Annotated in this window: 25 protein-coding genes; 7 read left to right on the top strand and 18 right to left on the bottom strand. The window is 70.8% G+C overall.

Annotated elements, in window-relative coordinates:
* Positions 1–13: 13 nt before the first annotated feature.
* The 14 genes from ACH4RC_RS09865 to ACH4RC_RS09800 all read right to left on the bottom strand — a co-directional run bounded on the left by ACH4RC_RS09865 (position 14) and on the right by ACH4RC_RS09800 (position 15,783).
* Entirely contained in the window at positions 14–1,327 is a 1,314-nt protein-coding gene (locus tag ACH4RC_RS09865; RefSeq protein WP_398197586.1) for a polysaccharide lyase family 1 protein, read from the bottom strand.
* A 31-nt stretch (positions 1,328–1,358) separates the two neighbouring features.
* The gene (locus ACH4RC_RS09860; RefSeq protein ID WP_398197584.1) at positions 1,359–2,177 is read right to left on the bottom strand and encodes a rhamnogalacturonan acetylesterase; all 819 of its coding nucleotides are present in this window, start codon (positions 2,175–2,177) and stop codon (positions 1,359–1,361) included.
* A gap of 127 nt (positions 2,178–2,304) precedes the next feature.
* Positions 2,305–3,654, bottom strand: coding sequence for an ABC transporter substrate-binding protein (locus ACH4RC_RS09855; RefSeq protein ID WP_398197582.1), 1,350 nt, complete (start codon positions 3,652–3,654; stop codon positions 2,305–2,307).
* On the bottom strand, positions 3,651–5,270 hold the full coding sequence (locus tag ACH4RC_RS09850; protein ID WP_398197580.1) for a family 43 glycosylhydrolase: 1,620 nt from the start codon (positions 5,268–5,270) through the stop codon (positions 3,651–3,653). Before ACH4RC_RS09850 ends, ACH4RC_RS09855 begins: the two co-directional genes overlap by 4 nt.
* Positions 5,267–6,127: a PmoA family protein gene (locus tag ACH4RC_RS09845; RefSeq protein WP_398197578.1), complete on the bottom strand. Its 861-nt coding sequence runs from the start codon at positions 6,125–6,127 to the stop codon at positions 5,267–5,269. The genes ACH4RC_RS09850 and ACH4RC_RS09845 overlap by 4 nt, the downstream gene beginning before the upstream one ends.
* Complete coding sequence (locus tag ACH4RC_RS09840) at positions 6,124–7,344, bottom strand: Gfo/Idh/MocA family protein (protein ID WP_398197576.1); 1,221 nt, start codon at positions 7,342–7,344, stop codon at positions 6,124–6,126. Before ACH4RC_RS09840 ends, ACH4RC_RS09845 begins: the two co-directional genes overlap by 4 nt.
* Positions 7,341–8,261 carry a carbohydrate ABC transporter permease gene (locus ACH4RC_RS09835; RefSeq protein ID WP_398197574.1) on the bottom strand — a complete coding sequence of 307 codons (921 nt, stop codon included), beginning with the start codon at positions 8,259–8,261 and terminating at the stop codon, positions 7,341–7,343. The genes ACH4RC_RS09840 and ACH4RC_RS09835 overlap by 4 nt, the downstream gene beginning before the upstream one ends.
* The gene (locus ACH4RC_RS09830; protein ID WP_398197571.1) at positions 8,258–9,187 is read right to left on the bottom strand and encodes a carbohydrate ABC transporter permease; all 930 of its coding nucleotides are present in this window, start codon (positions 9,185–9,187) and stop codon (positions 8,258–8,260) included. Before ACH4RC_RS09830 ends, ACH4RC_RS09835 begins: the two co-directional genes overlap by 4 nt.
* A gap of 98 nt (positions 9,188–9,285) precedes the next feature.
* Positions 9,286–11,034 carry an L-arabinonate dehydratase gene (araD, locus tag ACH4RC_RS09825; RefSeq protein WP_398197570.1) on the bottom strand — a complete coding sequence of 583 codons (1,749 nt, stop codon included), beginning with the start codon at positions 11,032–11,034 and terminating at the stop codon, positions 9,286–9,288.
* Entirely contained in the window at positions 11,031–11,963 is a 933-nt protein-coding gene (locus ACH4RC_RS09820; RefSeq protein ID WP_398197568.1) for a dihydrodipicolinate synthase family protein, read from the bottom strand. Before ACH4RC_RS09820 ends, araD begins: the two co-directional genes overlap by 4 nt.
* Positions 11,960–12,709: a GntR family transcriptional regulator gene (locus tag ACH4RC_RS09815; RefSeq protein WP_398197566.1), complete on the bottom strand. Its 750-nt coding sequence runs from the start codon at positions 12,707–12,709 to the stop codon at positions 11,960–11,962. The genes ACH4RC_RS09820 and ACH4RC_RS09815 overlap by 4 nt, the downstream gene beginning before the upstream one ends.
* A gap of 236 nt (positions 12,710–12,945) precedes the next feature.
* A complete protein-coding gene (locus ACH4RC_RS09810; protein ID WP_398197565.1) occupies positions 12,946–13,563 on the bottom strand; it encodes a TIGR03086 family metal-binding protein in 618 nt (205 codons plus the stop codon).
* A gap of 97 nt (positions 13,564–13,660) precedes the next feature.
* Positions 13,661–14,821: a hypothetical protein gene (locus ACH4RC_RS09805; protein ID WP_398197562.1), complete on the bottom strand. Its 1,161-nt coding sequence runs from the start codon at positions 14,819–14,821 to the stop codon at positions 13,661–13,663.
* Positions 14,818–15,783, bottom strand: coding sequence for a 5-dehydro-4-deoxyglucarate dehydratase (locus tag ACH4RC_RS09800; protein ID WP_398197560.1), 966 nt, complete (start codon positions 15,781–15,783; stop codon positions 14,818–14,820). The genes ACH4RC_RS09805 and ACH4RC_RS09800 overlap by 4 nt, the downstream gene beginning before the upstream one ends.
* A 225-nt stretch (positions 15,784–16,008) precedes the next feature.
* On the opposite strand from ACH4RC_RS09800, the gene ACH4RC_RS09795 reads away from it, so the two are divergent.
* The gene (locus ACH4RC_RS09795; protein ID WP_398197557.1) at positions 16,009–16,863 is read left to right on the top strand and encodes an NAD-dependent epimerase/dehydratase family protein; all 855 of its coding nucleotides are present in this window, start codon (positions 16,009–16,011) and stop codon (positions 16,861–16,863) included.
* Here ACH4RC_RS09795 and ACH4RC_RS09790 read toward each other — a convergent pair.
* The 4 genes from ACH4RC_RS09790 to ACH4RC_RS09775 form a co-directional block, all read right to left on the bottom strand.
* Complete coding sequence (locus tag ACH4RC_RS09790; RefSeq protein ID WP_398197554.1) at positions 16,835–17,227, bottom strand: hypothetical protein; 393 nt, start codon at positions 17,225–17,227, stop codon at positions 16,835–16,837. The genes ACH4RC_RS09795 and ACH4RC_RS09790 overlap by 29 nt on opposite strands.
* Before the next feature lie 557 nt (positions 17,228–17,784).
* Positions 17,785–18,777, bottom strand: coding sequence for an aldo/keto reductase (locus tag ACH4RC_RS09785; RefSeq protein WP_398197551.1), 993 nt, complete (start codon positions 18,775–18,777; stop codon positions 17,785–17,787).
* A gap of 314 nt (positions 18,778–19,091) precedes the next feature.
* Complete coding sequence (locus tag ACH4RC_RS09780; RefSeq protein WP_398197548.1) at positions 19,092–19,295, bottom strand: DUF397 domain-containing protein; 204 nt, start codon at positions 19,293–19,295, stop codon at positions 19,092–19,094.
* Positions 19,292–20,176: a helix-turn-helix domain-containing protein gene (locus tag ACH4RC_RS09775; protein WP_398197545.1), complete on the bottom strand. Its 885-nt coding sequence runs from the start codon at positions 20,174–20,176 to the stop codon at positions 19,292–19,294. The genes ACH4RC_RS09780 and ACH4RC_RS09775 overlap by 4 nt, the downstream gene beginning before the upstream one ends.
* Before the next feature lie 186 nt (positions 20,177–20,362).
* On the opposite strand from ACH4RC_RS09775, the gene ACH4RC_RS09770 reads away from it, so the two are divergent.
* The 6 genes from ACH4RC_RS09770 (at position 20,363) to ACH4RC_RS09745 (ending at position 26,274) form a co-directional block, all read left to right on the top strand.
* Complete coding sequence (locus tag ACH4RC_RS09770; RefSeq protein ID WP_398197543.1) at positions 20,363–20,971, top strand: ATP-binding protein; 609 nt, start codon at positions 20,363–20,365, stop codon at positions 20,969–20,971.
* A gap of 259 nt (positions 20,972–21,230) precedes the next feature.
* On the top strand, positions 21,231–21,992 hold the full coding sequence (locus tag ACH4RC_RS09765; RefSeq protein WP_398197540.1) for a DeoR/GlpR family DNA-binding transcription regulator: 762 nt from the start codon (positions 21,231–21,233) through the stop codon (positions 21,990–21,992).
* Positions 21,993–22,092: 100 nt separating this feature from the next.
* Positions 22,093–23,466 (top strand): ABC transporter substrate-binding protein, encoded by a 1,374-nt coding sequence (locus tag ACH4RC_RS09760; protein ID WP_398197537.1) that lies wholly within the window; start codon positions 22,093–22,095, stop codon positions 23,464–23,466.
* Complete coding sequence (locus ACH4RC_RS09755; RefSeq protein ID WP_398197535.1) at positions 23,463–24,422, top strand: carbohydrate ABC transporter permease; 960 nt, start codon at positions 23,463–23,465, stop codon at positions 24,420–24,422. Before ACH4RC_RS09760 ends, ACH4RC_RS09755 begins: the two co-directional genes overlap by 4 nt.
* Positions 24,419–25,288 (top strand): carbohydrate ABC transporter permease, encoded by an 870-nt coding sequence (locus tag ACH4RC_RS09750; RefSeq protein ID WP_398197533.1) that lies wholly within the window; start codon positions 24,419–24,421, stop codon positions 25,286–25,288. The genes ACH4RC_RS09755 and ACH4RC_RS09750 overlap by 4 nt, the downstream gene beginning before the upstream one ends.
* Positions 25,285–26,274 carry a zinc-dependent alcohol dehydrogenase family protein gene (locus ACH4RC_RS09745; RefSeq protein WP_398197531.1) on the top strand — a complete coding sequence of 330 codons (990 nt, stop codon included), beginning with the start codon at positions 25,285–25,287 and terminating at the stop codon, positions 26,272–26,274. The genes ACH4RC_RS09750 and ACH4RC_RS09745 overlap by 4 nt, the downstream gene beginning before the upstream one ends.
* The last annotated feature ends 38 nt before the right edge of the window (positions 26,275–26,312 follow it).

The following is a 26,312-nucleotide window of genomic DNA, read 5'->3' as shown; positions in this document are numbered from 1 at the left end:
CGACAACATCACCTCAGCGGAGCCGATCCGCCCCGGCCCCCCGTCCGACGACCCGGGACACGGCCTTCGCCGGGTCCACCTGCGTACGCAGCACAGGCTTCCAACCGGCCCCGGAGGCGAGCGGAGTCGTCGGATTCGCCGCGTTGTAGGCGCCGATGAGATCGGTCTGCCGGCCGTTCACGACATTGCCCTGTGCCGTCAGCGGGGAGTCGTTCCACCGGTGCAGGACCGTCGAGGCGCCGACCCCCTTCGGCAACGTGAACGAGTTCTTCTCGGCGAACAGCTGCGACTTGAAACCGATGCCGAACGAGTAGCTGTGGTCGGCCCCCGCGACATAGGAGTTGTTGTACGCGTCGACCTGCCCGAACCGCACGCGCGGGGCCCGCTCGACGAGGTTCCTGAAGAGGTTGTGGTGCAGGGTGACGCGCAGCTTGCCCTCATCGGTCGCGCCCGCGCTGTCGCTGTTGCCGATCATGAAGGTCTTGTCGTGGTCCTCGAAGACGTTCCAGGACGCGGTGACGTAGTCGGCGCCCCTGACGACGTCGAGTTCGCCGTCGTGCTGCTGGAAGACCCGGCCGTAGTAGCTGGGCAGCGTCGAGTCGGGGTGGTCCCCGTCGGTGAACGTGTTGTGGTCGAGCCAGACGTGCGTGGCGTTGTAGACGACGGCGGCGTCGTACTCGGAGTTCCAGTTGCCGGTGTCGCCGTCGGTCGGGTCCCACTGCGGGAAGCAGTCGAGCGGGGACTCCAGGGTCAGGCCGCGCACGATGACGTTGTCGACGCCGTTGATCTGGAGGCTGCCGCCGACGATGCCCGCGCCGCGCCCGGCGCCGATGATCGTGGTGTTGGCGGGGACGGCGGCCTTGATGGCCTTGGCCTGGGCGGCGGCGGACTGGTTGCGCAGGTACTCCTGGGTGCCCGCGGTGGCCTTCTCGCCCTCCAGGTCCTCCTCGTAGCCCCAGACGGCGGGGTCGTAGTCGGCGAGGTACTGGTCGAAGTCGTAGCCGGGGACGGCGAACTCGGAGCAGTCCGCGCCGTCCGCGTCGAGCGTTCCCTCGACCTTGATGATGCGCGGCGCGGTGCCGCTGACGGCGAGGGCCGCCTTGAACTCGGCCCAGGTGGTGACCGTGTAGACCCGGTCGTGGGTGGCGGCCGCGCCGCCCGTGGTGCCGGTCGTCGCCGAGGCCCAGCCGTCGCGCGAGGCCAGCGTCTGGCGTGCGGCGTCGCGGCCGTGCGCCTGGGCGGCGCCCGTGGTGGTGACGGCGAGGACGAGGGCGGTGCAGCCCACGAGCCCGGCGATGACGCGCGCATGACATCTCGGTGTGTTCACTGTGCGGCTCCTGGAAAGGTGCGAGAGGGGTTCAGGCGGGGGTGGTGCCGGACAGCCACGTCAGCCGTGACCGCCATACGTCCGACAGCTCGTCGATCTCGTCGCCGAGGCGGCGCACGTCACGCGCGGGCAGCACCCGGCGCTTCAGCAGCCCGGTGGCGACGAGGCGGGCCACGGCGATCGCGCCGGGCGGGTTGGCGTGCGTGTTGTCCTGTTCGGTGGCGGTCCAGTTGAAGTAGACCTTCGTCTCCTCGGCGCCGAGCCGCTGCCACAGCGCGAGCGTCATCGCCTGGATGTCGAGGAGCGCGACGCCCTCCTCGCGGGCGAGGGCGCGCATCGCATCCGGGTACTCGCCGTGGGTGGGCAGCGCGGTCCCGGCGGCGTCGAACTTGCGGCGCTCGACGGAGGTGGCGAGCACCGGGCGGGCGCCTCTGGCCCGCGCCCCGTCGACGTACAGCTTCAGGTACTCCTGGTACGTCGACCAGGGCTCGGTGTAGCGCGCGGGGTAGGCGCTCTTCTCGTCGTTGTGCGCGAACTGGATCAGCAGCAGGTCGCCGGGGCGGATCGCCGCGAGGACGGCGTCGAGGCGGCCCTCGTCGGCGAAGCTCTTCGAGCTGCGGCCGTTGACCGCGTGGTTGGCGACCCCGACGCGCGAGGAGAGGAAGAACGGCAGGGCCATGCCCCAGCCGGTCTCCGGCGCGGCGTCCGCGTACTTCTGGGCGGCGGTGGAGTCGCCCGCGATGAACAGGGTCCGGCCTTTCGGGGAGTGGGCGGCGGCCGGCGGTGCGACGGCCGCCGCGAGGGGCAGTCCGGCGAGCGCGGCGAGGGCCGTTCTTCGAGTGGTCGACACGGTGCGGTGCCCTTCCTTCGGAGGCGTACGGGAGGGTGGGTGGATCCGGCGGCGGGAGTGCGGCGGGGCAGCCTGGTTCATCCCGCCGCCGGACCGGTCTCGTACGGGCGCGTGGCGGCCTCGGGCCTTACTTGGCCTGCGCCTTCCACTCGTCCTGCGCCTTGTTCAGCTGCTCGGCGAGGTTGTCGAGGAACTTCTTGGCGGACTGCTTGCCGAGCATGACCTTCTGCAGGTCGTCCTCGTTCTCGGCCTTGGAGATGGTGTTCCAGTCGGGCAGGTAGTACGGCAGGTCCACGATCTTGGTCGAGCCGGAGGAGAGGGCCTCGGCGGCGAGCCGGGTCGGCTCCGACTTCTGCACCCAGGCGTCCTTGGCGGCGTCGGTGTTGGCCGGGATCTGCTTGGCCTGCTCGTTCCACTTGCTGTTCTCCGCGTGCGACGCGGCGAACTCGATGAACTTCCAGGCGGCCTGCTTGTTCTTGCTGGACTTGAAGAGGCCGAGCCCGTCGACGGGGTTGGAGACCTGGACGCGGGTGCCGTCCTCGGCGGTCGGACTGGGCAGGCCGCGGAACTTGTCGCCGAACGCCTTCACGTGGTCCTGGTAGGAGCCCAGGTTGTGGCTGAGCATGCCGATCTGGCCGCTGTCGAACTGGGCGACCATCTTCGTGAAGTCGTTGTTGACGTCGGCGGACGGCGTGGCCTTCTTGTAGAGGCCGACGTACTTCTCCAGGGCGGTCACGTTCTTCGGGTCGTTGACCGTGGTCTTGCTGTTGTCCCCGTCCCAGAAGGACGTGATGCCGCTCTGCCCGTACATCGCGTCGAGGGCCTGGGCGATGGAGCCCTCGCCGCCGCGGATGGTGTAGCCGAACTTGTTCTCGCCGGTGTCGGTGAGCTCGGCGGCGGCGTCGAAGAACTTGGGCCACGTCGTCGGCGCCTCCACGCCGGCCTCCTTGAACAGGTCCGTGCGGTAGTACAGGACACCGTTGTTGGCCGACGTGGGGACGGTGAACAGCTTCGAGTTCGAGCCGCCCGCGGACTTCACGGACGCCACGAAGGCATCGTTCAGCTTGCCGTTGAGGGAGCTGGTGGCAAGCCGGTCGTCGAGGGGTTCGAGGGCGTTCTGCGCGGCGATCCCGGCGAGCATCGCGGTGCCCACACCGCCGACGTCGGGCAGGCCGCCGCCCTGGATCGCGGTGTCGTACTTGGACTGCACGTTCTCGGCGGGGATGCCGACGTACTTCACCTTGACGTTCGGGTTCGCCTTCTCGAAGTCCTTGATGATCTCCATCCAGACGTCGCGGCGCACCGCCGTGTTGTTGTCCCAGAAGGTGATCTCACCCTTGCCGGAACCCTCGTCGCCCTTGTCGCCGCCCGTGCCGGTGCCGTCGTCGCCGCAGGCGGTCGCGGTGAGCGCGAGGACGGTGGTCAGGGTGAGGGCGGTACCGGTGCGGAGCGCGCCTTTGCGCATGCGGATGTTCATGGTCTGCTCTCTTCTTCTGGATCCAACGGGTTTTCGCGGTTGTCGCGGGGGGTGTTCCGGGTGACCTGGACGATCTGGAAGTGCGTGAACAGGGCGGTTCCGGCCGGGCCCGTGCCGGCCGGCGCCGCCGCGAACAGGGCGAGGAGCGCGCCGACCCAGCGCCAGGGCGTCGCGGCGAAGACCTGGCCCGAGGGCAGGAACCCGGCGCCGTCGCCGGTGTCGAGGGCGAAGCGGCAGCGCGCCCCGTCGGTGATGTCGATCCGCAGCCGGGCCGTGCCGTCCGGCGCGGGGCGCGCGGTGGCCGCGTCGCGTTCGGCTTCGGCGACGGTCTCGGCGAACCGGTGCACGGCGCGGGCGGTGCCGTCCTCGCCGCGCTCCAGCCCGATCCAGGAGTACGCGTCACCGAGGACGGCGAGGCCCGCGCGGGCACCGGGTGCGGTGCTGGTGAGGCTGAGGCCGACCTCGACCCGGGACGGGAGGAGCGGCAGGCGCTGCGTGAGCAGGTGCGGTACCCGGCGCAGGTCGCGCACCCCGTCCGCGGACCGCACGCAGGACAGCCGCAGCCCGTCCCCGCCGTGTGAACTGGCCCATCCGTCACGGGGGTTGGCGGTCCACTGCCATTGCCGCCCGATCCGGCCGCCGGGGAAGTCGTCGTCGGTGGCGGGCGCGGTCACGGGCTGCGCGGGCAGCGCCGGTTTGGCGTGTACGAGCACGGGGGCGCCGTCGTCCCCGAGCACGGGCCAGCCGTCGGCGTCCCAGCGCATCGGTTGCAGATGCACGACACGCCCGTACGGGCCGCGCTGCTGGAAGTGCAGGAACCAGTCCTCGCCCGCGCCGGTCCGCACCCAGCCGCCCTGGTGGGGGCCGTTGACCGCGGTGGCGCCCTGTTCCAGGACGACGCGCTCCTCGTACGGCCCGAAGAACGAGCGGGAGCGGAACGCGCCCTGCCAGCCGGTCTCCACACTCCCCGCCGGGGCGAAGATCCAGTACCAGCCGCCGTGCCGGTACACCTTCGGGCCCTCGATGGTGAACCAGCCGGGGATCCGGTCGCCGTCGACGAGGATCTGGCCCTCGTCGAGGAGTTCGCGGCCGTCGGGGCTCATGCGGTGGCCGGTGAGCCGGTTCTTGATGCCGGCGCGCGAGCGGGCGTAGGCGTGCACGAGGAACGCCTCGCCGCTCTCCTCGTCCCACAACGGGCACGCGTCGATGAGCCCTTTGCCCGCCTTGAGAAGGTGCGGAGCGGTCCACGGGCCCCTGACCGACGATGCGTTGATCTGATACACGCCGTGATCGGGGTCGCCCCAGAAGATCCAGAAGCGGCCGTCGTGGTGGCGAAGGGACGGGGCCCAGACGCCGCAGTCGTGGCGCGGCGTCGTGAACGCCTCGGCGGGTTCGAGCCGGTCCAGGGCGTGCCCGACGAGCGTCCAGTTGACGAGGTCGCGGGAGTGCAGGAGCGGCAGGCCCGGTACGCGGCCGAAGCTGGACGCCGTCAGGTAGTAGTCGTCGCCGACGCGCAGGACGTCGGGGTCGGACCAGTCGGCGGCGAGGACCGGGTTGCGGTACGTGCCGTCGCCGAGGTCGCCCGTGCGGGCCGGTGTACGTGCCGGTGTGCTCACGCGGTCACCGCCTTGCGGACCAGGGCCGCGGCGCGGGCCCGGTCCAGGCGGCCGTCGGCGACGACCGTGACGACGCGGCGCACGGCGGTCTCCCCCGCGCCGATCCGCAGCCGCGCGGCCGAGGCGAGCGAGGAGCCGACGCCCGGGTACTCCCCCGTGCGCACGAACCAGGGGTCGCGGCGGGTCTCGGCGGTGGCCCCGGCGAAGACCAGGGTCCAGCCGTCGCCCGCGAGGGCCAGCCAGTCGGCGGTACGGCCGTGCACGGCGGCCTCGCCCTCGGCGGCGGCGGTGAAGACGGCGGGGGCGGCGGGCTCCTTCGGCGCGCGCCAGAAGAACCCGCCGTAGGCGGCGCCGGGGCGGCCGTTGGTGGCGGGGCTGCCGATGCCGATGTCCTCGCCGCCCGGGTTGGTGAGGGAGAAGGTGAGGTCCAGCGCCCAGACGTCGGGCCCGAGCCGGGTCGTGGCGACGGTGCGGCGCTCGCGCAGGACGAGGCAGCCGCCGGCGGTCCACTCCAGGTCCTCGACGAAGCCGTCCGGGTCGCACAGCTTGAACTCGACGTGGCGCTGCTCGCCGTGGTTGTCGAGTTCGGTGGGGCCCTGGTCGCGGACGTAGGTGCGGCCGCCCCAGAAGTTGAACCCGGCGACGTCCGGGACGGCGACGCTGACGCCCAGGTGGTGGAGGTGGTCGGCGGGCGCGAACTCGGTGACGGGGGTGCCGCCGAGGGTGCTGACCGGGTGCAGGCAGGGGCGCGGCGAGAGCCGGTGCTCGACGTCGGGGCGCAGCTCGTAGCGGGCGACGGGGCGGCCCGCGCAGCTGAGGGTGAGAGGGGCGGTGGTCTGCCGGAGAAGGTGGTTCATGATGCTGCCTCCAGTCCTGACCGGGGCCGGGCCCACTGCGCGCCGAGCCCGGCGTAGCCGGTGAGGGAGTCCGCGCTGGCGGCGACGAGCCCGTCGATGCCGTGCACGACGCGGCGGGGGGCCGCGCCCTCGCCCGCGCCGGGGAGGGAGGTCCAGGCGTCGGAGGGCAGGGCGCGCGGGTCCGGGGCGCGCCGGATCTCCTCGACGACGCGCATGAAGGCGCCGGTCACGGCGGGCGGTACGAGGAGGTCGGCACCGGACGTCAGATGGTCGAGGAGGTTCTCCAGGAGGTCCGTGCGCCCGAAGACGGTCTCCTCGGGGCCGTGCCCGGCGCGCTGCACGAGGACGCGGTCCTGCTTGTACCAGAAGGTGATCCGGCCCCGGCTGCCGTGCACGACGACGTACGGCTCCTCGGCGTGCTCGGCGCAGAGCGTGGCCGCGACGGTGACGCGTACGCCGTCGCGCGGGGTGATCTCGACGAAGGAGGTGTCGTCGGCCTCGATCGCGTTGGCGCGGAAGAGTTCGGTGCGGATGGCGGCGAGGTCGTCGGCGCCGGTCGCGCCGGAGAGGGCGAGGGCGGTGGAGACGGCGTGGGCGAGGGGGTTGGTGAGAACACCGTCGACGACGTCCACGTATCCGGCGCCCGTGCCCGTGCCCGTGGGGCCGGGGGCCGGGAGGCGGCGGTGCCCTGCCCAGGGCGCGCGCCGGAAGTACGCCTCGTCGCGGACCCAGGCCCCCGCGGCGCCGATGCCGAGCACTTCCCCGATGCGGCCCTCGCGTACGAGATCTCGTATATGAGACAGCGCGTGCGAGCCGAGCGACTGGAACCCGACCTGGCAGGCGACGCCCGCCTCCGCCACGCCCCGCACCATCCGCTCGTACTCCGTATATGACGGCGCGGGCGGCTTCTCCAGGAGGAGGTGGACGCCCCGGCGCGCGGCGGCCAACGCCAGTTCCGTGTGCGTGGGGATGGGCGTGCAGATGATCGCCACGCGGGCGCCGGTCGCGTCGAGGAGCGCGCCGAGGTCGTCGCCCTGTGCGACGGGGCCGAAGCCTTCGAGTTCCGGCTCCTCCAGGGGCTTGAGTTCGCAGACGCCGGCGAGCGTGACCCGACCGGCGTCGGCGAGGCGCCGCAGGTTGTTCAGGTGCCAGCGGCCGTGCCCGCGCGCACCGGCGAGGACCACGGGAACCGGCTCGACGAGACCCTGGCCGCTCATCCCTTCACCGCCCCGGCGCTGAACCCCGTGACCAGCCACTTCTGGATGAACGCGAAGACGATGACGACGGGGACGGCCGCGACGACACCACCGGCGGCGAGCGCGCCCAGGTCGACCGAGTCGGCGCCCATGAGCGTCGCGAGACCGACCGGGATCGTCTGCTTGTCCTGGTCCGAGAGGAACATCAGGGCGAACAGGAAGTGGTTCCAGCTGTGCACGAAGGCGAAGGAGCCGACCGCGATCAACCCGGGCCGAAGCAGCGGGAGCACCACGGCGCAGAAGGCGCGGAAGCGTCCGCAGCCGTCGACCCAGGCCGCCTCCTCCAGGGAGTACGGCACGTTCTTGATGAACCCGCTGATCAGGATCATCGTGAGCGGCAGCTGGAAGACGGTCTCGGCGATGATGACGGAGCCGAGCGAGTTGATCATCTTGAGGTTGGCGAAGATCTGGAAGAGCGGGACCAGCATCAGGGCGCCCGGGATGAACTGCGAGCACAGCAGCGCCAGCATGAAGCCCTGCTTGACCTTGAAGTTGAACCGGGCGAGGGCGTATCCGCCGGCCAGCGCGACCACGGTCGTCATCAGCATCGAGGCGACGCCGACGAGCAGGCTGTTCTGGAAGAAGATCGCGAAGGACCGCTCGTTCCACACCTTGTCGAAGTGGTCGAAGGTCAGCGGCCACGGCACGAGCGAGGTGGACCCGGCCGGCCGGAACGCGAAGAGCAGCATCCAGTAGAACGGGATCAGCGTGAAGAGGAGGTAGACGCCGAGCGGCACATAGATCTGCCAGCGCGGAACGTCGTCGTAGGAGCGGCCCTTCTTCGGCGGGACGGGGGCCGTCCGGTGGCGGTGGCGGCCGCCGGACGTGGCGCGGTCGGGTGCGGTGACAGTGCTCAACTGGGCTTCCTTGACGTTCACTTCTCCTGGCCCCCGAACTTGCTCAGCCGCAGATAGACCATCGAGCAGAAGAGGAGGATCACGAAGGCGATGGAGGTCAGCGCGGACGCGTAGCCGAAGTCGTGCGAGTCGACGGCGATGGAGGCGATGCGCAGCGGCAGGGTGGTCGTCTCACCCGCGGGCCCGCCGCCGGTGAGGGTGTAGAGCAGGTCGACGTTGTTGAACTCCCACACCGCGCGCAGCAGCGTGGACAGGATGATCGCGTCCTTCAGGTGCGGCAGCGTGATGTGCAGGAACTGCCGCCAGCGGCTCGCGCCGTCGACCTCGGCGGCCTCGTACAGGTCCTTCGAGACGGACTGCAGGTCGGCGAGGATGAGGATCGCGAAGAAGGGGACGCCGCGCCAGAGTTCGGCGGTGACGACGGCCGGGAAGACGGTCGCGGTGTCCGACAGCCACGAGGTGCCGTAACTGCCCACGCCCACGTCGGCGAGGTAACGGGTGATGCCGGTCTGGGAGTTGTAGAGCAGCATCCAGACGGCGGAGGTGAGCACGCCCGAGACGGCCCACGGGGAGAAGACGAGGGCGCGGGCCATGCCCCGGCCGACGAAGGTCTGGTTGACGACGAGCGCGAGACCGAGCCCGAGCAGCAGCTGGAGCACCACCTGCACGACGACCCACTGGAGGCTGAAGCCGAGCGTGTGCCAGAAGTCGGGGTCGTCGGTGAACGCGGTGACGAAGTTGTCCAGGCCCGCGAAGCCGTTGCGCCAGGGCTTGGTGGGGTTGAAGTGCTGCAGGCTGTAGTAGAAGACGCTGAGCACGGGGTACGCGATGAAGCCCAGCATCAGCAGCCCTGCCGGGGCGATCAGCAGGTACGGCAGCCTGCGCGGGGTGGCCGACTTGCGGCGCCGGGCGGGCGGGGCTTTCGCCACGGCAGTGGCTTGGGCCATGACTGGACTCCGTTCTTGAAAGCGCTTTCCAGAGGGGGTGCGGTGGGTCTGGGCGCGGGGTGGTCTGGGTGCCGGTGAGAGAGCGGCGGGGCGCGGGGTCAGCCCGCGTAGGGATCGGGGACCTCGCCCGGCTTGGCCAGGAAGGCGAAGTCGCAGCCGGTGTCGGCCTGGGTGATCTGCTCGTTGTAGAGCGCGCCGTAGCCGCGCTCGTAGCGCTCGGGGGGAGCGGTCCACTCGGCGCGGCGCCGCGCCAGCTCGTCGTCGGAGACGTTCAGTTGCAGGGCACGCGCGGTGACGTCGAGGGTGATCGAGTCCCCGGTGCGGACCAGGGCCAGCGGTCCGCCGACGTACGACTCGGGGGCGATGTGCAGCGCGCACGCCCCGTAGCTGGTGCCGCTCATGCGGGCGTCGGAGATCCGCACCATGTCCCGTACGCCCTGCTTCAGCAGGTGGTCGGGGATCGGCAGCATCCCGTACTCGGGCATGCCGGGACCGCCCTTGGGGCCTGAGTTGCGCAGTACGAGGACGGTGTCGGCGGTGATGCCGAGGTCCGGGTCGTTGATGGTGCGCTGCATCGTCTTGTAGTCGTCGAAGACGACGGCGGGCCCGGTGTGCTTGAGCAGGTGCGGTTCGGCGGAGATGTGCTTGATGACGGCGCCGTCGGGGCAGAGGTTGCCGCGCAGGACCGCGACGCCGCCCTCGGCGGCGACCGGGTTCTCACGGGTGCGGATGACGTCGTCGTTGTGGACGGCGGCGTTCGCGAGCTGGTCGCCGAAGCGGCCGTTGACGGTGGGCCGGTCCAGGTGGAGCAGGTCGGGGATGCGGGAGAGGAACGCGGGCAGGCCGCCGGCGAAGTAGAAGTCCTCCATCAGATACGTCCGACCGCCGGGCCGTACGTTGGCGAGGACCGGCACGGTGCGGGCGATGCGGTCGAAGTCGTCGAGGGTCAGGCGGACGCCCGCCCGGCCCGCCATGGCGATCAGGTGGATCACGGCGTTGGTCGAGCCGCCGAGGCCGAGGACGGTGGTGACGGCGTCCTCGAAGGCGTCCGCCGTGAGGATCCCGGACGGCTTGAGCCCGGTCCAGGCCAGCTCGACGGCGCGTCGTCCGGAGGCCGCGGCCATCCGCTCGTGCGCCGAGTCGACGGCGGGGATCGACGAGGCGCCGGGCAGCGTCATGCCGAGCGCTTCCGCCGCGGCGGTCATGGTGGAGGCGGTCCCCATGGTCATGCAGTGACCGGGCGAGCGGGCCAGCCCGCCTTGCAGTTCGCGCAGTTCGCAGTCGGTGAGATTCCCTGCGCGGTGCTCGTCCCAGTACTTCCACATGTCGGTGCCGGAGCCGAGCGTCTCGCCGCGCCAGTGTCCGGGCAGCATCGGCCCGGCGGGCACGAAGAGAGACGGCACGTCGGCGGAGGTGGCGCCCATGAGCAGCGCCGGGGTCGACTTGTCGCAGCCGCCGAGCAGGACCGCCGCGTCGACGGGGTAGGAGCGCAGCAGCTCCTCGGTCTCCATGGCGAGCAGGTTGCGGTAGAGCATCGGGGTGGGCTTCTGGTACGTCTCCGAGAGCGTGGAGACGGGGAACTCGAGAGGGAAGCCGCCTGCCTGCCAGACGCCCCGCTTGACCGCTTCGGCGCGTTCGCGCAGGTGGACGTGGCAGGGGTTGATGTCGGACCAGGTGTTGAGGACGGCGATCACCGGGCGGCCCCGGTACTCCTCGGCCTCGTAGCCGAGCTGGCGCATCCGGGCGTTGTGCGACCAGGTGCGCAGGGCGCCTTCGGCGCCGTACCACTGGTGGGAGCGGAGCGCCTCCGGGGCCAGCCTGGGGCGGCCGTCGGTCGTGTCGGTCATATGGACCACCCCGCGGCGATCCCGGCGACCTCGGCGCGCTCCCCCACCGCCAACTCCTGGCTGGGCGGGCGGACCTCGCGGCGGCACAGGCCGAGCGAGGCGAGCGCCTCCTTGACGACGGTGACATTGTTGGCGGAGGCGTCGGCGCCCCGCAGCTCCTCGAAGCGGCGGATCTGCTCCCACACCTTCATGGCCTTGGGATAGTCACCGGCTCGAAGCGCTTCGATCATGGAAAGCGAAACGCCCGGCGCGACGTTCACGAGCCCCGACGTGAAACCGGTGGCGCCGGCCGAGAAGTAGGAGGGCGCGTACGGCTCGGCGAGCCCGGCGACCCAGACGAACCGGTCCATACCCGCGTCCCGCGCGAACGCGGCGAACCGCGCGGCGTCCGGCACGGCGTACTTCACGCCGATCACGTTCGGGCAGTCCGCGCCCAGCTCGGCGAGGCGGGCGCCGGGCAGCGAGGCGTTCTTCAGGTACGGCACGACACCGATCTCGGGCACCGCCTGCGCGATGGCCCGGTGGTAGTCGACCCAGCCGCCCTCGGAGACGTACGGGTGCACGGGCTGGTGCACCATCACCATGTGGGCGCCGAGGTCACGGGCGTGGCGGGCGGCCTCGACGGCGGTCGGCACGTCGTGGCCGACGCCGACCAGGACCGAGGCGCCGGGCCGCTCCCCCGTCTCCGTGAGGGTCAGCTCGGTGACGAGGCGGCGCTCCTGCGGGGTCAGCGCGTAGAACTCGCCGGTGTTCCCGTTCGGCGTGAGCGTGCGCACCCCGGCGTCGAGCAGCCGCCGCAGCAGGGCCGTGTACGTGGCCTCGTCGACCGACCCGTCCTCGGCGAACGGGGTCACGGGGATCGCCACCACGTCGGCCAGCGCGGTCCGCTGGGTCTGGAACGCGTACGACGACGCTGTCGTGCCTGTCATGAGCGCGGCTCACCCTTCTGGTTCGGCCGGTTCGGCCGGCTCTGCTGGCCCGTCTGGCTCTGCTGGCTCGGCTGGTCCGGCTGGCTCGGCTGGTCCGGGCCGAGGATCTCGATCTCGGGGAACGCCCGCCGCACGAACGAGGCGATGTGGTCGCGCAGCGCACGGGAGGCGCCCTGCGCGTCGCCGGCGAGCGCGAGCTCCAGGATCTCCTGGTGCTCGGCGGCCTCCCGGTCCCAGGAGGGGTGCGCGGCCCAGGCCACGGCGGAGACGAGCGCGGCCTGGTCGCGGACCTCGTCGAGCATCTTGCCGAGCAGCGGGTTGCCGCACGGGACGTAGAGCGCGCGGTGGAACTCCCGGTTGGCGAGGGAGCGCTGCGCCGTGTCGTCCGCCGTGGCGGCGCGCTCCAGGGCCTCGCGGGCGACGTCGAGGGAGGCGCGGCGGTGGACGGTGCGGCGCAGCGCCTCGGGTTCGAGGAGGAGGCGCACGTCGTAGACCTCGCGGGCCATGTCCGCGTCCACCATGCGCACCGTGACGCCCTTGTACTGGCTCATCACGACGAGTCCGGTCCCGGCCAGGGTCTTGAGCGCCTCGCGCACCGGCGTCTTGGAGACGCCGAACTGCGCGGCGAGGTCGGTCTCCACCAGCGGCTGGCCCGGCCTCAACTGCCCGGTCAGAATGCGGTGCTTGATCTCGTCCTGCACGTACTGCGTACGGGAGGAGGGGATCGGAGTGGGCACTGAGGTCATGCGCGCCTCTCGCGTTTCACGTGTGATGTGGGGCTGATCGCGTATCTCGTATCGCGTCTCATATATGACGTACGAAGTACGACGCGTTGAAGCTAGAAGCACGGCGATGTTTCGTCAACGCTTCCGACGAAAGAAGTTCGGCCGGACTCGAAAAAAGCGATTGCCCTGTACAGGCGGCTCAATTGAGCGCCTGCACAGGGCAGTTGGAAGTGGTCGATGAGACTCCGTTACGTCTTTTACGCCTTCCAGGCCGGGTCGCGGCCGCTCAGGCCGATGACGCGGTCCAGCAGCGGGGCGTGGTCGGGCACGGGCACGATGCGGCCGAACACGCCGTCGCGGTGGTCGCCGTCCGCGTCCTGGTCCGGCGCATCCGGCGCATCCGGCGCATCCGGCGCATCCATGGTGAGCAGGTCGCGGGCGGCCCGCAGCGCCGCCTCGTCGGGCACGTACTCCTGCCCGGTGGCGCGGGCCAGGTCCCAGCCGTGCACGACCAGCTCGTCGGCGGTGACCAGGCCCGCGACCGCGCCGGGCAGGTCGAGGCCGCCCGCCCGCGTCATGCCCTCCCAGGCGGCGGGCTCGCTCCAGGTGTCGGCCAGCGCGTCCAGCGCCTCGGGCAGGACGGCGCGCCAGTCGGCCGGGAGTGCGGGCAGCCCCGGGCCCGGGTCGCTGCCCTCGGCCTCCTTGCGCCCGGCGGCGCGAAGGCCCGCCGCCAGACCGACGATGTGGCCGAGCAGCTCGCGTACGGCGTAGTCGGCGCACGGGGTGGGCAGGTCGAGCTGGTCCTCGCGGACGCCGTGGGCGAGGCGCGCGACGATGCGGGCCTGCGGGCCGATGTCCACTGTGGTGTCACTCATGGCGAATGGTGACCCTTCCGGTGAGTACGGCGTCCTGAGTGGACGTCCTTCACCGGGGTGGACTCGGCCGTGGCCCGGAACTCATCGGTGCGGCCCGTCAGAGCTGCCTCAGCGCCTCCGTGACCATGGCCAGGTCCGCGTCCGAGGCGAGCCCCGCGTGGTAGAGCCGCAGCTCGTTCGCGCCCAGGTCACGGGCGGCGCGGGCGTCCTCGGCGAGCGTGCCGGGGCTGCCGCCCATGCCGCCCACGACGGTGAGATTCGCGGCGACCACCCCCCTGCCCTGCTCGGCGAACGGCCGCACCAGGCCCGCGCCGCCCGTGCAGGGCACGACGACGCCGTCCGCGACGGAGAGGATGTGCGCCGGGTCGACCCCGGCGTTGGCGCCGCAGTGGTACGGGACCGGGTCGGCGTGGAGCAGCACCTGGAAGCCCGGCGGGGCCGCCTCCCGTACCGCCGCCACAGCGGCTTCCTGGAGGGAGCGTGCGGTCGCGTCGCGGTGGGCGCGGGTGGCCGCGGCGGTCTCGGCGCCGAGGAGCTTCTCGACGGTGGGCCAGCCGTCGTCGGCCGCGTGGCCGCGCCACAGGGGTTCCAGGGCGGTACGGACGGACGCCTGCAACTCGGCGCTGTTCAAGTCCTGTTGCGCATACCCCTGCTCGCAGTCCGGGCAGAAGCACACGGACATCAGATACTGCCCGGCCTCGCCGAGGCCGACGCCGGCCGTCTTGTCGTGGGCGTGCAGATGGGCGAGGCCGTACCAGCCGAGGGACTCCAGTTCGGTGCCGAGGGCGCCGGGCCGGGTCGCGGCTTCGGCGGCGAGGTCGACGAGGTAAGTACGGGTGGCGGGCTGCGCGATGCACGGGGCCCAGGGGTAGCGGTCGCCGTAGGCGTTGCGGACGGAGGTGTCCGGGTGGTCGGCGCCGAGGCGGCTGTTGTGGGCGAGGACGACCCAGGTGTGGACGTCGAGCCCGGCGTCGGCGAGGGCGGCGGCGGCTTCGCCGTAGGCGTCGCCGGGGGCCCAGTCGCCGGCGGCGTACGGCCCGAGGGGCTTTCCGTGCCACCTCTGCTCATCGACCGGATACAGCACGGAGGCGTGTTCCGCGGTGACGATGCGGTGGTGCGGGTGGCGCGGGGTGAGGGCGCGGGTGGAGTGGTAGGCGGCGGCGAGGGTGACCTGCTGGACGCCGAGGTCGGCGATGCGGCGTGCGGCGTCCGGGTCGCCGTTGACGTCCCAGGGATAGACGAACGCGGAGACCTTCACGCGGCGCCCCCCTCGGCGCTTTCGAGGAGCGCCTGGCCGCGCTCGATGAGGTCGGTGAGCTGCTTGACGTGTTCCCCGGTCGGCTCCTGGAGCGGCGGGCGGACCTCGCCGACGTCGAGCCCGCGCAGCCGTACGCCCGCCTTGACCAGGGAGACCGCGTACCCCTTGCCCTGGTTGCGGAGTTCGACGAGGGGCCGGTAGAAGCCGTCGAGCAGCTTGTTCGCGGTCGCGTCGTCGCCCGTGTTCAGCGCCTTGTGGAAGGCCTGCGCGATGTCGGGCGCGAAGCAGAAGACGGCGGAGGAGTAGAGGGTGATGCCGATGCCGCGGTAGGCGAGGCCGGTGAGTTCGGCGGTGGGAAGCCCGTTGAAGTAGAGGAAGTCCGCGTCCGGGGCCTCGCTGCGTACGGCGCTGACGATGCGCTGCATCAGGTCGAGGTCGCCGAGCCCGTCCTTGAGGCCGAGGATCTTGGGGTGGCGGGCGAACTCGACGACGGTCTCCGGGGTGAAGACGGCGTTGTCGCGCTGGTAGACGATGACGTCGAGGGAGGTCGCCTCCGCGAGCTGCGTGTAGTGGCGCAGGAGCCCCTCCTGTCCGGCGACGACGAGGTAGGGCGGCATCGCCAACAGGCCGTCGGCGCCCGCGCGTTCGGCCAGGCGCGCGTAGTGGACGGCGAGGGCGGTCCCGTATCCGGCGCCCGCGATGACGGGCACCCTGCCCTCGGCCGCCTCGACCGCGGCGGCGACGCAGGCCTCGAACTCCTCCGGGGCGAGCGCGTGGAACTCGCCCGTGCCGCAGCAGGCGAAGACGGCGGCGGCCCCGGCCTCGACGCCGCGCCGTACGTGGGCGCGGTAGGTGTCGAGGTCGACAGCGGCGCCGTCGCCGTCGGGCCCGTACGCGGTGACGGGGAAGAACAGCGGACCGCTGGGGACGCTGAGTCGGGCGGCGAGGGCGGCTGAGGTCACGGGCTCTCCCTGTACATGAGCAACATGAGCATGATCATGTGCACGTCTATGATCCGCGTCTATATTTCTGAACGCGCTCACGGTAAGCCGCCCCAAAGGGGACGGTCAAGCACTTGGACTCGTCGCATGAGCAACACCCTTGACGGGCTCGGACGCCGCTCCTTAACGTGACCTCGATTGTGTCCACGCATGTGAATGCAGCTCACAGACACGGAGATCACGCGCATGTCAGAGTCCTCGCCGCCCGCCGGACCCCGCACCATTCTCCTCACCGGCGCCGCCGGCGGCCTCGGCACGCTCATGCGGGAGCTGCTCCCCGCACACGGCTACCGGCTCCGGCTGCTCGACGTGCGCCCCATCCCCGACGCGCCGGACGCGATCGTCGCCGACCTGAACGACACGGAGGCGCTGCGCGAGGCGGTGCGCGGCGTCGACGGCGTGCTGCACCTGGCGGGCATCTCCCTGGAATCCACCTTCGACAAGATCCTCGAGTCGAACATCAAGGGCACCTACCACCTCTACGAGGCCGTCCGCGCCGAGGCCCGGACCCGCGCCGACGGCCGGGCCCCCCGCATCGTCTTCGCCTCCTCCAACCACGCGATCGGCTACACCCCGCGCCCGCACACGGAGGACGGCGCCCCACTGGTCCCGGTCTCGACGCTCCGCCGCCCCGACACCTACTACGGCCTGTCGAAGTCGTTCGGCGAGGACCTGGCCCAGTTCTACTGGGACAAGTTCGGCCTGGAAACGGTGTCGGTCCGCATCGGCTCCTGCTTCAAGGAGCCCACCGACGTCCGCATGATGTCGGTCTGGATGAGCCCCGCCGACGGCGCCCGCCTCTTCGACGCGGCCCTGACCGCCCCGGACGTCGGCCACACCGTCGTCTACGGCTCCTCCGCCAACACCCGCCTGTGGTGGGACCTGTCGAGCGCCCGCGCCCTCGGCTACGACCCCCAGGACGACTCGGAGGAGTACGCGGAAACCCTGCTGGCCGAGTTCGGCCCGCTGACCGACGACAACCCGGCCCACCGGCACATGGGCGGCCGCTTCGTCAACGACCCGCCGGTCTGGCCGCACTAGGCACTGAGTTCCTACGGATGCGGCGGGCCTTGGCAACGAATCTGCGAGGCAGCTTCGGACCCGCGCATGCGTAGTCGATCAGTAGGTTCCGGTAGGTAGTGTTCGCGAGTTCCGGTGCCAGGGCGATCAGGGCACTCAGGTCGTCGGACGAGCCGGAAAGGCGTGTGCGGTAGGCGGCGCTGGCCGCGCGCAGGGTGACTTCGTGAGGTTCGTGTTCCAGACCCTGTTCGACGAGGCGCGCGGCTGCGGGGAAGTCGCCCTGCTCGGCGCGCACGTCCGCCAGGTCCGGGCAGAGGGACCAATTGGCGGAGTCCAGGAGCAGGGCGCATTCGAAGGCAGCAGCAGTCTGATGCAGGTCGCCCATCACACGCCAGGTTGCCGCTCGTGCGACTGCCGTCCACCCCGATCGACGGCATCGGCGCGGTCGCACGCCGCAAAGGACAGTTCGTACTGGCCGCAGACCTGGGGCAACCTGGCCATGGCGACCAGCGACTCCGGCACGGGATCCCGTTCGGACACTACGTCGAGGGCATGGAACCAGGGTGCGAACCGCTTCCGCACCCCGTCGGTGTCCAGGTCGTGGCCGCAGAGCGACCACGCGGCCGGGCCCGAGGATAAGGACAAGCTGAGACGACAGGACCGAACCCTCGGCGATGGCCGTGCTCCCCGCCCCCGGCGCAATTTCGCGCTCCTGTGCGAGATCCTGGTGACGGTGCCGCTGCCGCTGCAGGAAGCTCGCTCGCGCCGACGCCCGTGGCGGCGCCTTCTGCCTCTAACCTGCACCACATGGGCCACGGCGAACACCCCGAAGCCGAGCTGTGGCACCACCAGGACGGGCCGAAGAACTCTCCGCCCGCCCTGCCCCTTCATCGACCGGCGCGACGTCAACGAGCTGGACGTCGTGCCCATCGAGCCCGTCGGCTAACCCCGAGCGACCTCAGCGGTGTGCGCGGGGGTGTAGCGCTCACCTGTCACCTGGTCGCTCAGCGGGTCCAGCGCGGCCAGCGCGTCGGCGTCCAGGGTGAGCTCCAGTGCGGCCGCGTTCTGCTCCAGCCGGGCAGGGCTGCGTGTGCCCGGAATGGTCGCCACCGCCACCCCGAGCTGCTCGGCTTGGGCGTGCACCCAGGCCAGCGCCACCTGGGCCGGGGTGGCACCCAGCCGGTCGGCCACCTCGCGCACGGTCTGCGCGATCTTCTCGTTGGCCTTGCCCGCCTCGCCGGCGAAGCGGGGGTTGGTGCGCCGGAAGTCCTTCTCGCCCAGTGCGGAGCGGTCCAGGGCGCCCGTCAGGAACCCCCGTCCCAGCGGCGAGTACGGCACCAGCCCGACCCCCAGCTCGGCCATCACCGGGGTGATGGCCTCGACGTCGCGGGTCCACAGTGAGTACTCGCTCTGCACCGCGGTGATCGGGTGCACCGCGTGCGCCCGGCGCAGCAGTTCGCCGTCGACCTCGGACAGGCCCAGATGGCGGACCTTGCCCGCCTCGACCAGCTCGGTCATCGCCCCGACGGTCTCCTCGATCTCCACGTCCTGGGGCGGGCGGTGGGCGTAGTACAGGTCGATCACCTCGACGCCCAGCCGCAGCAGCGAGGCGTCGCAGGAGCGCAGCACGTAGTCCCGGGCACCGCGGATGCGGCGTGCCCGGTCGCCGGCACTGCGGTCGATGCCGAACTTGGTGGCCAGCTGCACCTGGTCCCGGCGGCCGTGGATGGCTCGGCCCACCAGCACCTCGTTGTGCCCGGTGCCGTAGGAGTCGGAGGTGTCCAGGAACGTGATGCCCAGCTCCAGGGCGCGGTCGATGGTGGCCAGGCCGCCGTCCCAGTCTGCGGCGCCGTAGCTCTCGCTCATCCCCATGCACCCCAGGCCCATCGCGCTGACGGTGAGACCGGGCGAGCCGAGCGTGGTTCGGGTGATCATGCGCGGATACTCCTCCTGCCCGGCGGACCGGGCGGTACCTTGAGTTGACGAACGCCTGCGAAACTAGGACTTAAAGCGCGCTCAAAGTCAAGCCGGAGGACCGACCCCCGCAAGCGGGTCACCCGGCTCCAGGAACCGCCACCCGGCCAGCCGCTACGACGTGGGCAAGACCGTCAAACGCCCCGTCAGTATCACCCGTGAACAAACTGATCTGCGTCTTCCTTGGCACCGTCATAGTCGCGGCGGTCCGCTTGTGGCTCCGCCCATGATCCGCCGGACAGGGCCTAGCCAGGTCCGAGCTCAGAGGTACCCCCTCAGCGGAGATGCGCGACGAACATCCGCCAGGCCGCACGCCCAAAAGGGATCACCGGCCCGGCGGGATTCTTGCTGTCACGGACCGGAGCGAGGGCAGGAACGTCCTGGGCGAGCTCCACGCACTCATTGTTGCCGCCGCTGTAGCTACTCCTGCGCCACCGCGCGCCTGCCAGGTCGGGTATGGCGTGGCCTGCGCTGTTCATGTCCTGTGCTCCTTGGCCCTGCGTCGGATGAGGGCACGGGACTCCACCGGAGAGAGCGCCGACGTACGCGCGGCATCGAACAGTTCCCGGTAGCGGGAGACCTCGGCCTCACGCTCCAGCCAGACGGAACCGGTCGGGTTGTCCGTCAGCACCACGTCGAGCGCCGCCTCCTCCGGGAAGCCCAGTACCACGTACGGCCCGAACATACTTGCATGTGCCCCGCGCGAGAACGGCAGGACCTGGACGGTCACGTTGGGCCGCTCCGACGCTGCCAGTAGATGGTCCGACTGTGCTGCGGTCACCGCCGCCCCTCCGACCTGCTGCAACAGGACCGCCTCGGACAGAACCGCCCAGAACTGCAGTGGAGCATCACCGCTCAGCCGTTCTTGGCGCGCGAGGCGCACCTGGACGAACTTCTCGATCTCGTCCGCTGTCTTCCACTGGCGGGATGCCACCGTCACCGCGCGGATGTAGTCCGGGGTCTGCAGCAGCCCGGGGATCAACTGCGCCTGGAAGGTGCGGATCACGCCCGCCATCGCCTCCAAGGCGATGTAGTCACGGTAGGTGTCTGCGAGTACGGAGCCGTATTCGTTCCACCACCCCTGTCTGCGCCGGCGATTGGCCTTCCGGGCCAGCGCGGTCAGCCGGTCACGCACCTCGGGGTCCGAGGCGCCGTAGGCAAACAGCATCGCGGTCAAATCCGGGAGCCGGACGGCCACCCTGCCGTTCTCGATGCGGCTGACCTTCCCTTTCGTGCAGTCGAGTGCGTCGGCCGCCTGCGTCGTGGTCAGCCCTGCGGCCTCCCGCAACCGGCGCAACTCATCGCCAAGTTGGCGTCCGAGGACGGTCGAGGGACTGGAGGCGGCGCTCTTCACAGGCATCCCCCACATCTAGCAGAGCGCGAAGTCGCGCCCGCAGCGTTTAACTCGAAAGGTGGAACATTGCGGCGATGCTATTCGGCAACGTTGCAGATTCGACTGTTGCACCGGCAAGCTCCGAGTATCCGCGTGGCCAACTTCGGCCGCGCCAAAGGGCTTTCGCAGTCCCCAAACCCCCCGGAGGCCCGTATGGCCACGCCGAACGACGTCACCTTCCACCTCAGCCGCTCTCGCCGCAGCGTCCCTCGGGCCCGCGCTCTCCTCCTCTCCACGCTCGCCACCTGGCAGGTCGCATCAGAGGACCAGGAGTCCGCCGAGGTGGTGCTGAGCGAACTCGTCACCAACGCTTTGTGCGCCGACGCCCCGCCCGACCAACTCGTCGGCGTCCGGATCGCCCGAAACCATGCCGACGGATTGCTACGGATCGAGGTGAGCGACGGCGGGCTGGGGCTGCCCGAGGTCAGGACGCCCGGGGACGACGAGACGGGCGGGCGAGGACTCGTGCTCGTGACCGCCCTCGCGCACGAGTGGGGCGTTGACGTATGGACCGCCGGAAACGGCAAGACCGTATGGGCCCAGCTCAAATCACCAGGCATCGCCGCCCAGCCGGAAGCAGTCGAGGTGGCTGCGGTACGGGTCCTAGTGGGACACCGCGTACGGGTCTGGGGTGCGTGGCTCACCGTCCGCAGCACGCACACGGAGCCCTGCGCGACCCTGGGCACCGCCGTCGTCCTGGGCCTCGACGACGGGCCGCCCCTGCGCGTGCAGGCCACCGACCCGTTGTCCGTACAGCGCTGAGAACGGCGCCGAAAATTGACACGGGCACCGAACGGGCCCGTCCGCCCTCCTGTTCGGGCATTCAGGGCGCCCGAACAGACACGCCTCACCGCTCCCCCGCAGGTCCGCGCCGGACAGCCCCCTTTCCGAACGGGCCGAGACGGGCAGCATCTTGTCCGCAACAGACCTGGTCACCGCCGCCCGGCGCCGGTAGAACTTCCGGTGCGGGCCCTTCCGGGCCCGAACGGGCAACGGAGCTGCGCCAGGGAGGCAGGTCGGCATGAGCGCGGAGGAACGCCAGCGGGAGATCGTGCGCACCGCGCGCCGCACCGGCTCCGTCGACGTCACGGAACTCGCGATCGAGCTGGGTGTCGCCAAGGAGACCGTCCGCCGCGACCTGCGCGCTCTGGAGGACCACGGCCTGGTCCGGCGCACGCACGGCGGGGCGTACCCGGTGGAGAGCGCCGGGTTCGAGACGACGCTCGCTTTCCGTACGACCATGCACGTGCCGGAGAAGCGGCGGATCGCCTCGGCCGCCGCCGACCTGCTCGGCGACGCCGAGACCGTCTTCATCGACGAGGGGTTCACCCCGCAGCTCATCGCCGAGGCGCTCCCCCGCGACCGGCCGCTGACCGTCGTCACCGCCTCCCTCGCCACCGCCGGCGCGCTCGCCGAGGCCGACAACACCACCGTGCTGCTGCTCGGCGGCCGGGTACGCGCGGGCACGCTCGCCACCGTCGACCACTGGACGACGAAGATGCTGGCCGGGTTCGTCATCGACCTCGCCTACATCGGCGCCAACGGCATCTCCCGCGACCACGGCCTGACCACCCCCGACCCCGCCGTCAGCGAGGTGAAGGCGCAGGCGATCCGGGCCGCCCGGCGCACGGTCTTCACAGGCGTGCACACCAAGTTCGGCGCGGTCAGCTTCTGCCGCTTCGCGCCGGTCGGCGCCCTCGAAGCGATCGTCACCGGCAGCCAGCTCCCCACGTCCGAAGCACACCGGTACTCGCTGATGGGCCCGCAGGTCATTCGCGTCTGACCCGCATGAGCAAGAACACGCCGCACCACCGCTCGGGCACCCCCATGCCCGAAACCTCATCCCCTTCATCCCCACACGCCACATAAGTCCAGGAGCAATCATGCGAACCCAGAGCCGACGGAGGCCGCCGGGCGCCCTGCTCGCCACGGCCGCCGCAGGGACGCTGCTCATCCCCCTCCTGTCCGGCTGCTGGGCCGGCGCCGGCGGGCTCGGTACGGGCGGCGACGCCATCAACGTACTGATGGTGAACAACCCGCAGATGACCCAGTTGCAGAAGCTGACCTCCCGCTACTTCACGCGCGAGACCGGCATCAAGGTCAACTTCACCGTGCTGCCCGAGAACGACGTCCGCGACAAGATCAGCCAGGACTTCGCCAACCAGGCGGGCCAGTACGACGTGGCGACGCTCAGCAACTACGAGATCCCCATCTACGCCCGCAACGGCTGGCTGCACGATCTCGACCCGTACGTGAAGAAGGACACCGGCTTCGACCAGCAGGACATCCTGGAGCCGATGCGCGAGTCGCTCACCGGCGACGACGGCAAGCTCTACGGCGAGCCCTTCTACGGCGAGTCGTCCTTCCTCATGTACCGCAAGGACGTCTTCGCCGAGAAGGGGCTGAAGATGCCCGCGCGTCCGACCTGGCAGCAGGTCGCCGATCTCGCCGCCGAGGCCGACGGCGCCCAGTCCGGCATGAAGGGCATCTGCCTGCGCGGCCTGCCCGGCTGGGGCGAGCTGATGGCGCCGCTGACGACCGTCGTCAACACCTTCGGCGGCACCTGGTTCGACAACGACTGGACCGCGCGCCTGGACGACAAGGGCTTCAAGGACGCCACGAAGTTCTACGTGGACCTCGTGCGCGAGCACGGTGAGTCGGGCGCCGCCCAGGCCGGGTTCGCCGAATGTCTCAACAACCTCACCCAGTCCAAGACCGCCATGTGGTACGACGCGACCTCCGCCGCGGGCTCGCTGGAGTCCGCCAACTCCCCGGTCAAGGGCAAGATCGGGTACGTGCCCGCGCCCGTCGTGAAGACGGAGGGCAGCGGCTGGCTCTACACCTGGGCGTGGGGCCTGCAGAAGGCGTCCCACAACCCCGACAACGCCTGGAAGTTCATCTCCTGGGCGTCCGGCAAGGAGTACGAGAAGCTCGTCGGCGAGAAGGTCGGCTGGTCCGACGTCCCGGCCGGCAAGCGCGCCTCGACGTACGAGATCCCGGAGTACCGGCGCGAAGCCGCAGCCTTCGTCGACGTGACCCGCACCGCCATCGAGGGCGCCCGCCCGCGCGACCCCGGCGTGCAGAAGCGGCCCGCGCCCGGCATCCAGTTCGTCGGCATCCCCGAGTTCACCGACCTCGGCACCAAGGTCTCGCAGGAGATCAGCGCGGCCATCGCCGGGCGCCAGTCCGTCGACTCGGCCCTGAACAAGTCCCAGGACCTCGCCGCCGAGATCGCGAAGGAGTACGAGGGCCGATGACCAGCACATCGACGACGCCGCCGGTGCCCGCGGCCCCCGCCGCCCGTACCCGGATACCCGACGCCCGCCCCGACGCGCCCAACAGACTCCGCGCCTGGGCCACCCGCGCACCCCTCCTGCCCGCCCTCATCTTCATGATCGTCGTGACCCAGCTGCCGTTCGTGGCCACGCTGGTGATCTCCCTCTTCGACTGGAACGCGCTCTACCCGGACGCCCGCGAGTTCACCTGGTTCGGGAACTACTCCGAGGTTCTCTCCGACCCCGACCTGCGCAAATCCGTCCTGACGACCATCGTTTTGACCGTCACCGTCGTCATCGTGAGTCTGGTCGTCGGGCTCGGTCTCGCCCTGCTCCTGGACCGTAGGTTCCGGGGGCGCGGCCTCGTCCGTACGCTGCTCATCGCGCCGTTCCTCGTCGTGCCCGTGGCGGCCGCGCTGCTCTGGAAGCACGTGCTCTACAACCCCGAGTACGGGCTCCTCAACGGCCTGCTTCACTACGTCGGCGGGCCGCAGCCGGACTGGATCTCCAACACCCCGCTGATCGCGGTGGAGATGGCGCTGATCTGGCAGTGGACCCCGTTCATGATGCTGATCCTGCTCGCGGGCCTGCAGTCGCGCTCCCCCGAACTCCTGGAAGCGGCCCGGATGGACGGCGCGAGCCCGTGGCAGATCTTCCGCCACATGACGCTGCCGCACCTGCGTCGCTACCTGGAGCTCGGCGCCCTGCTCGGTTCGATCTACATCGTGCAGAACTTCGACGCCGTCTTCACGCTCACCTCCGGCGGCCTCGGCACCGCCAACCTGCCCTACACCGTCTACCAGAGCTTCTACCAGGCCCACGAGAACGGCCTCGCCTCGGCCGCCGGCGTCCTGGTCGTCATCGGTTCGATCATCATCGCGACGTTCGCGCTGCGCGTCGTGTCGTCCCTGTTCCGCGAGGAGGTGTCACGCGGATGACCTCCACCGGCATCAGCAACAGCCCCAGCCCCCGCCCCGGCAAGGGCTTCTTCAGGAGCAAGGGCCTCGGTCTCGTCGCCTGGCTGCTCGGCATCGTCTTCTTCCTGCCCATCGCGTGGATGGTGCTCACCTCCTTCCACTCGGAGGAGGACGCGGCGACCAACCCGCCGTCCTTCGCGGCCTCGCTCACCCTCGACGGCTACCGCGAGTTCTTCGGCGCGGGCGGCGGCGCCAGCCCCTGGCCCGCGCTGATCAACTCGACGGTCGCCTCGCTCGCCTCGACGCTCTTCGTCCTGCTCCTGGCCCTGCCGGCGGCGTACGCGCTGTCGATCCGGCCGGTGAAGAAGTGGACGGACGTGCTCTTCTTCTTCCTCTCGACCAAGATGCTGCCCGTCGTCGCGGGGCTGCTTCCGCTCTACCTCTTCGCGAAGAACACCGACTTCCTCGACAACATCTGGCTGCTCGTCATCCTCTACACCTCGATGAACCTGCCGATCGCGGTGTGGATGATGCACTCGTTCCTCTCGGAGGTGCCGGTCGCGGTCATCGAGGCCGCGCAGATCGACGGCGCGCGGCTGCCCACCGTCCTGACCCGGGTGGTGGCCCCGATCGCACTGCCCGGCATCGCGGCGACCGCGCTGATCTGCTTCATCTTCAGCTGGAACGAACTCCTCTTCGCACGGGTGCTGACCGGCGTCGTCGCCGAGACCGCCCCCGTCTTCCTGACCGGCTTCATCACCAGCCAGGGCCTGTTCCTGGCGAAGGTGTGCGCCGCGTCGCTCGTCATCTCCCTGCCGGTGCTCGCCGCGGGGTTCGCCGCCCAGGACAAGCTGGTCCAGGGCCTGTCGTTGGGAGCTGTGAAATGAAGGCCGCGATCGTCGAGTCGGTGGGCAAGGTCGTCGTCGGCGAGGTGCCGGACCCCACACCGGGGCCCCGGGACGTCGTCGTGGAGGTGGCGGCCTGCGGCCTGTGCGGAACCGATCTGCACATCCGGCAGGGCGAGTTCGCCCCTACGCTGCCGGTCGTGCCGGGCCACGAGTTCGCGGGCACGGTGGCCGAGGTCGGCAGCGCCGTCACCGAGGTGCGGGTCGGCGACCGGGTCGCGGTCGACCCCTCGCTGCACTGCCACGAGTGCCGCTTCTGCCGCGCCGGACGCGGCAACCTCTGCGAGCGCTGGGCCGCCATCGGCGTGACCACGGCGGGCGGCGCGGCACAGTACGCGCTGGCCCCCGTCGCCAACTGCGTCCGCCTCCCCGACCACGTACGCACCCAGGACGCGGCCCTCATCGAACCGCTGTCCTGCGCGGTGCGCGGCTACGACGTGCTCCGCTCCCGCCTCGCCTCGCACGTGCTGATCTACGGGTCCGGGACCATGGGGCTGATGATGCTGGAGCTGGCCAAGCGGACCGGCGCCGCGAGCGTCGACGTCGTCGACCTGAACCCGGAGCGGCTCGCCACCGCCAAGCAGCTCGGTGTCTCGGCCTCCGCCGCGAACCCGGACGAGCTGGACCGGCCGGAAGGCTGGGACGTGGTGATCGACGCGACGGGCAACGCGGCGGCGATCCAGGACGGCCTCGGCCGCGTCGCCAAGGCCGGCACGTTCCTCCAGTTCGGCGTCGCGGACTACGCGACCCGGGTGGAGATCGACCCGTACCGGATCTACAACCAGGAGATCACCATCACCGGCTCGATGGCCGTCCTGCACAGCTACGAGCGGGCCGCCGAGCTGTTCGCGGGCGGGGTCCTCGACCCGGAGGTCTTCATCAGCGACCGGCTGCCGCTCGACCAGTACCCGCAGGCGCTCGACCAGTTCGCGTCCGGGGTGGGCCGCAAGATCGTCGTCGTGCCGTAGCCGGTGGGCGTGCCGTAAATCCGGTGTCCGGTCCCGGC

Origin of the sequence: Streptomyces sp. NPDC016845 (assembly GCF_044332585.1) — a bacterium.
Lineage (GTDB): Bacteria > Actinomycetota > Actinomycetes > Streptomycetales > Streptomycetaceae > Streptomyces.
The sequence above is the reverse complement of the archived record's forward strand: the minus strand, read 5'-3'. Positions and strand labels throughout refer to the sequence as shown.

Excerpts from the sequence above, each read along its gene's own strand:
- ACH4RC_RS09760 (WP_398197537.1), top strand. The coding sequence starts at position 22,093 with ATGCGAACCCAGAGCCGACGGAGGCCGCCGGGCGCCCTGCTCGCCACG.
- ACH4RC_RS09855 (WP_398197582.1), bottom strand. The coding sequence starts at position 3,654 with ATGAACATCCGCATGCGCAAAGGCGCGCTCCGCACCGGTACCGCCCTC.
- ACH4RC_RS09755 (WP_398197535.1), top strand. The coding sequence starts at position 23,463 with ATGACCAGCACATCGACGACGCCGCCGGTGCCCGCGGCCCCCGCCGCC.
- ACH4RC_RS09795 (WP_398197557.1), top strand. The coding sequence starts at position 16,009 with ATGTCAGAGTCCTCGCCGCCCGCCGGACCCCGCACCATTCTCCTCACC.
- ACH4RC_RS09775 (WP_398197545.1), bottom strand. The coding sequence starts at position 20,176 with ATGCCTGTGAAGAGCGCCGCCTCCAGTCCCTCGACCGTCCTCGGACGC.
- ACH4RC_RS09780 (WP_398197548.1), bottom strand. The coding sequence starts at position 19,295 with ATGAACAGCGCAGGCCACGCCATACCCGACCTGGCAGGCGCGCGGTGG.
- ACH4RC_RS09840 (WP_398197576.1), bottom strand. The coding sequence starts at position 7,344 with ATGAGCGGCCAGGGTCTCGTCGAGCCGGTTCCCGTGGTCCTCGCCGGT.
- ACH4RC_RS09765 (WP_398197540.1), top strand. The coding sequence starts at position 21,231 with ATGAGCGCGGAGGAACGCCAGCGGGAGATCGTGCGCACCGCGCGCCGC.
- ACH4RC_RS09820 (WP_398197568.1), bottom strand. The coding sequence starts at position 11,963 with ATGACAGGCACGACAGCGTCGTCGTACGCGTTCCAGACCCAGCGGACC.
- ACH4RC_RS09830 (WP_398197571.1), bottom strand. The coding sequence starts at position 9,187 with ATGGCCCAAGCCACTGCCGTGGCGAAAGCCCCGCCCGCCCGGCGCCGC.
- ACH4RC_RS09810 (WP_398197565.1), bottom strand. The coding sequence starts at position 13,563 with ATGAGTGACACCACAGTGGACATCGGCCCGCAGGCCCGCATCGTCGCG.
- ACH4RC_RS09770 (WP_398197543.1), top strand. The coding sequence starts at position 20,363 with ATGGCCACGCCGAACGACGTCACCTTCCACCTCAGCCGCTCTCGCCGC.
- ACH4RC_RS09785 (WP_398197551.1), bottom strand. The coding sequence starts at position 18,777 with ATGATCACCCGAACCACGCTCGGCTCGCCCGGTCTCACCGTCAGCGCG.
- ACH4RC_RS09815 (WP_398197566.1), bottom strand. The coding sequence starts at position 12,709 with ATGACCTCAGTGCCCACTCCGATCCCCTCCTCCCGTACGCAGTACGTG.
- ACH4RC_RS09750 (WP_398197533.1), top strand. The coding sequence starts at position 24,419 with ATGACCTCCACCGGCATCAGCAACAGCCCCAGCCCCCGCCCCGGCAAG.
- ACH4RC_RS09745 (WP_398197531.1), top strand. The coding sequence starts at position 25,285 with ATGAAGGCCGCGATCGTCGAGTCGGTGGGCAAGGTCGTCGTCGGCGAG.
- araD (WP_398197570.1), bottom strand. The coding sequence starts at position 11,034 with ATGACCGACACGACCGACGGCCGCCCCAGGCTGGCCCCGGAGGCGCTC.
- ACH4RC_RS09790 (WP_398197554.1), bottom strand. The coding sequence starts at position 17,227 with ATGGGCGACCTGCATCAGACTGCTGCTGCCTTCGAATGCGCCCTGCTC.
- ACH4RC_RS09845 (WP_398197578.1), bottom strand. The coding sequence starts at position 6,127 with ATGAACCACCTTCTCCGGCAGACCACCGCCCCTCTCACCCTCAGCTGC.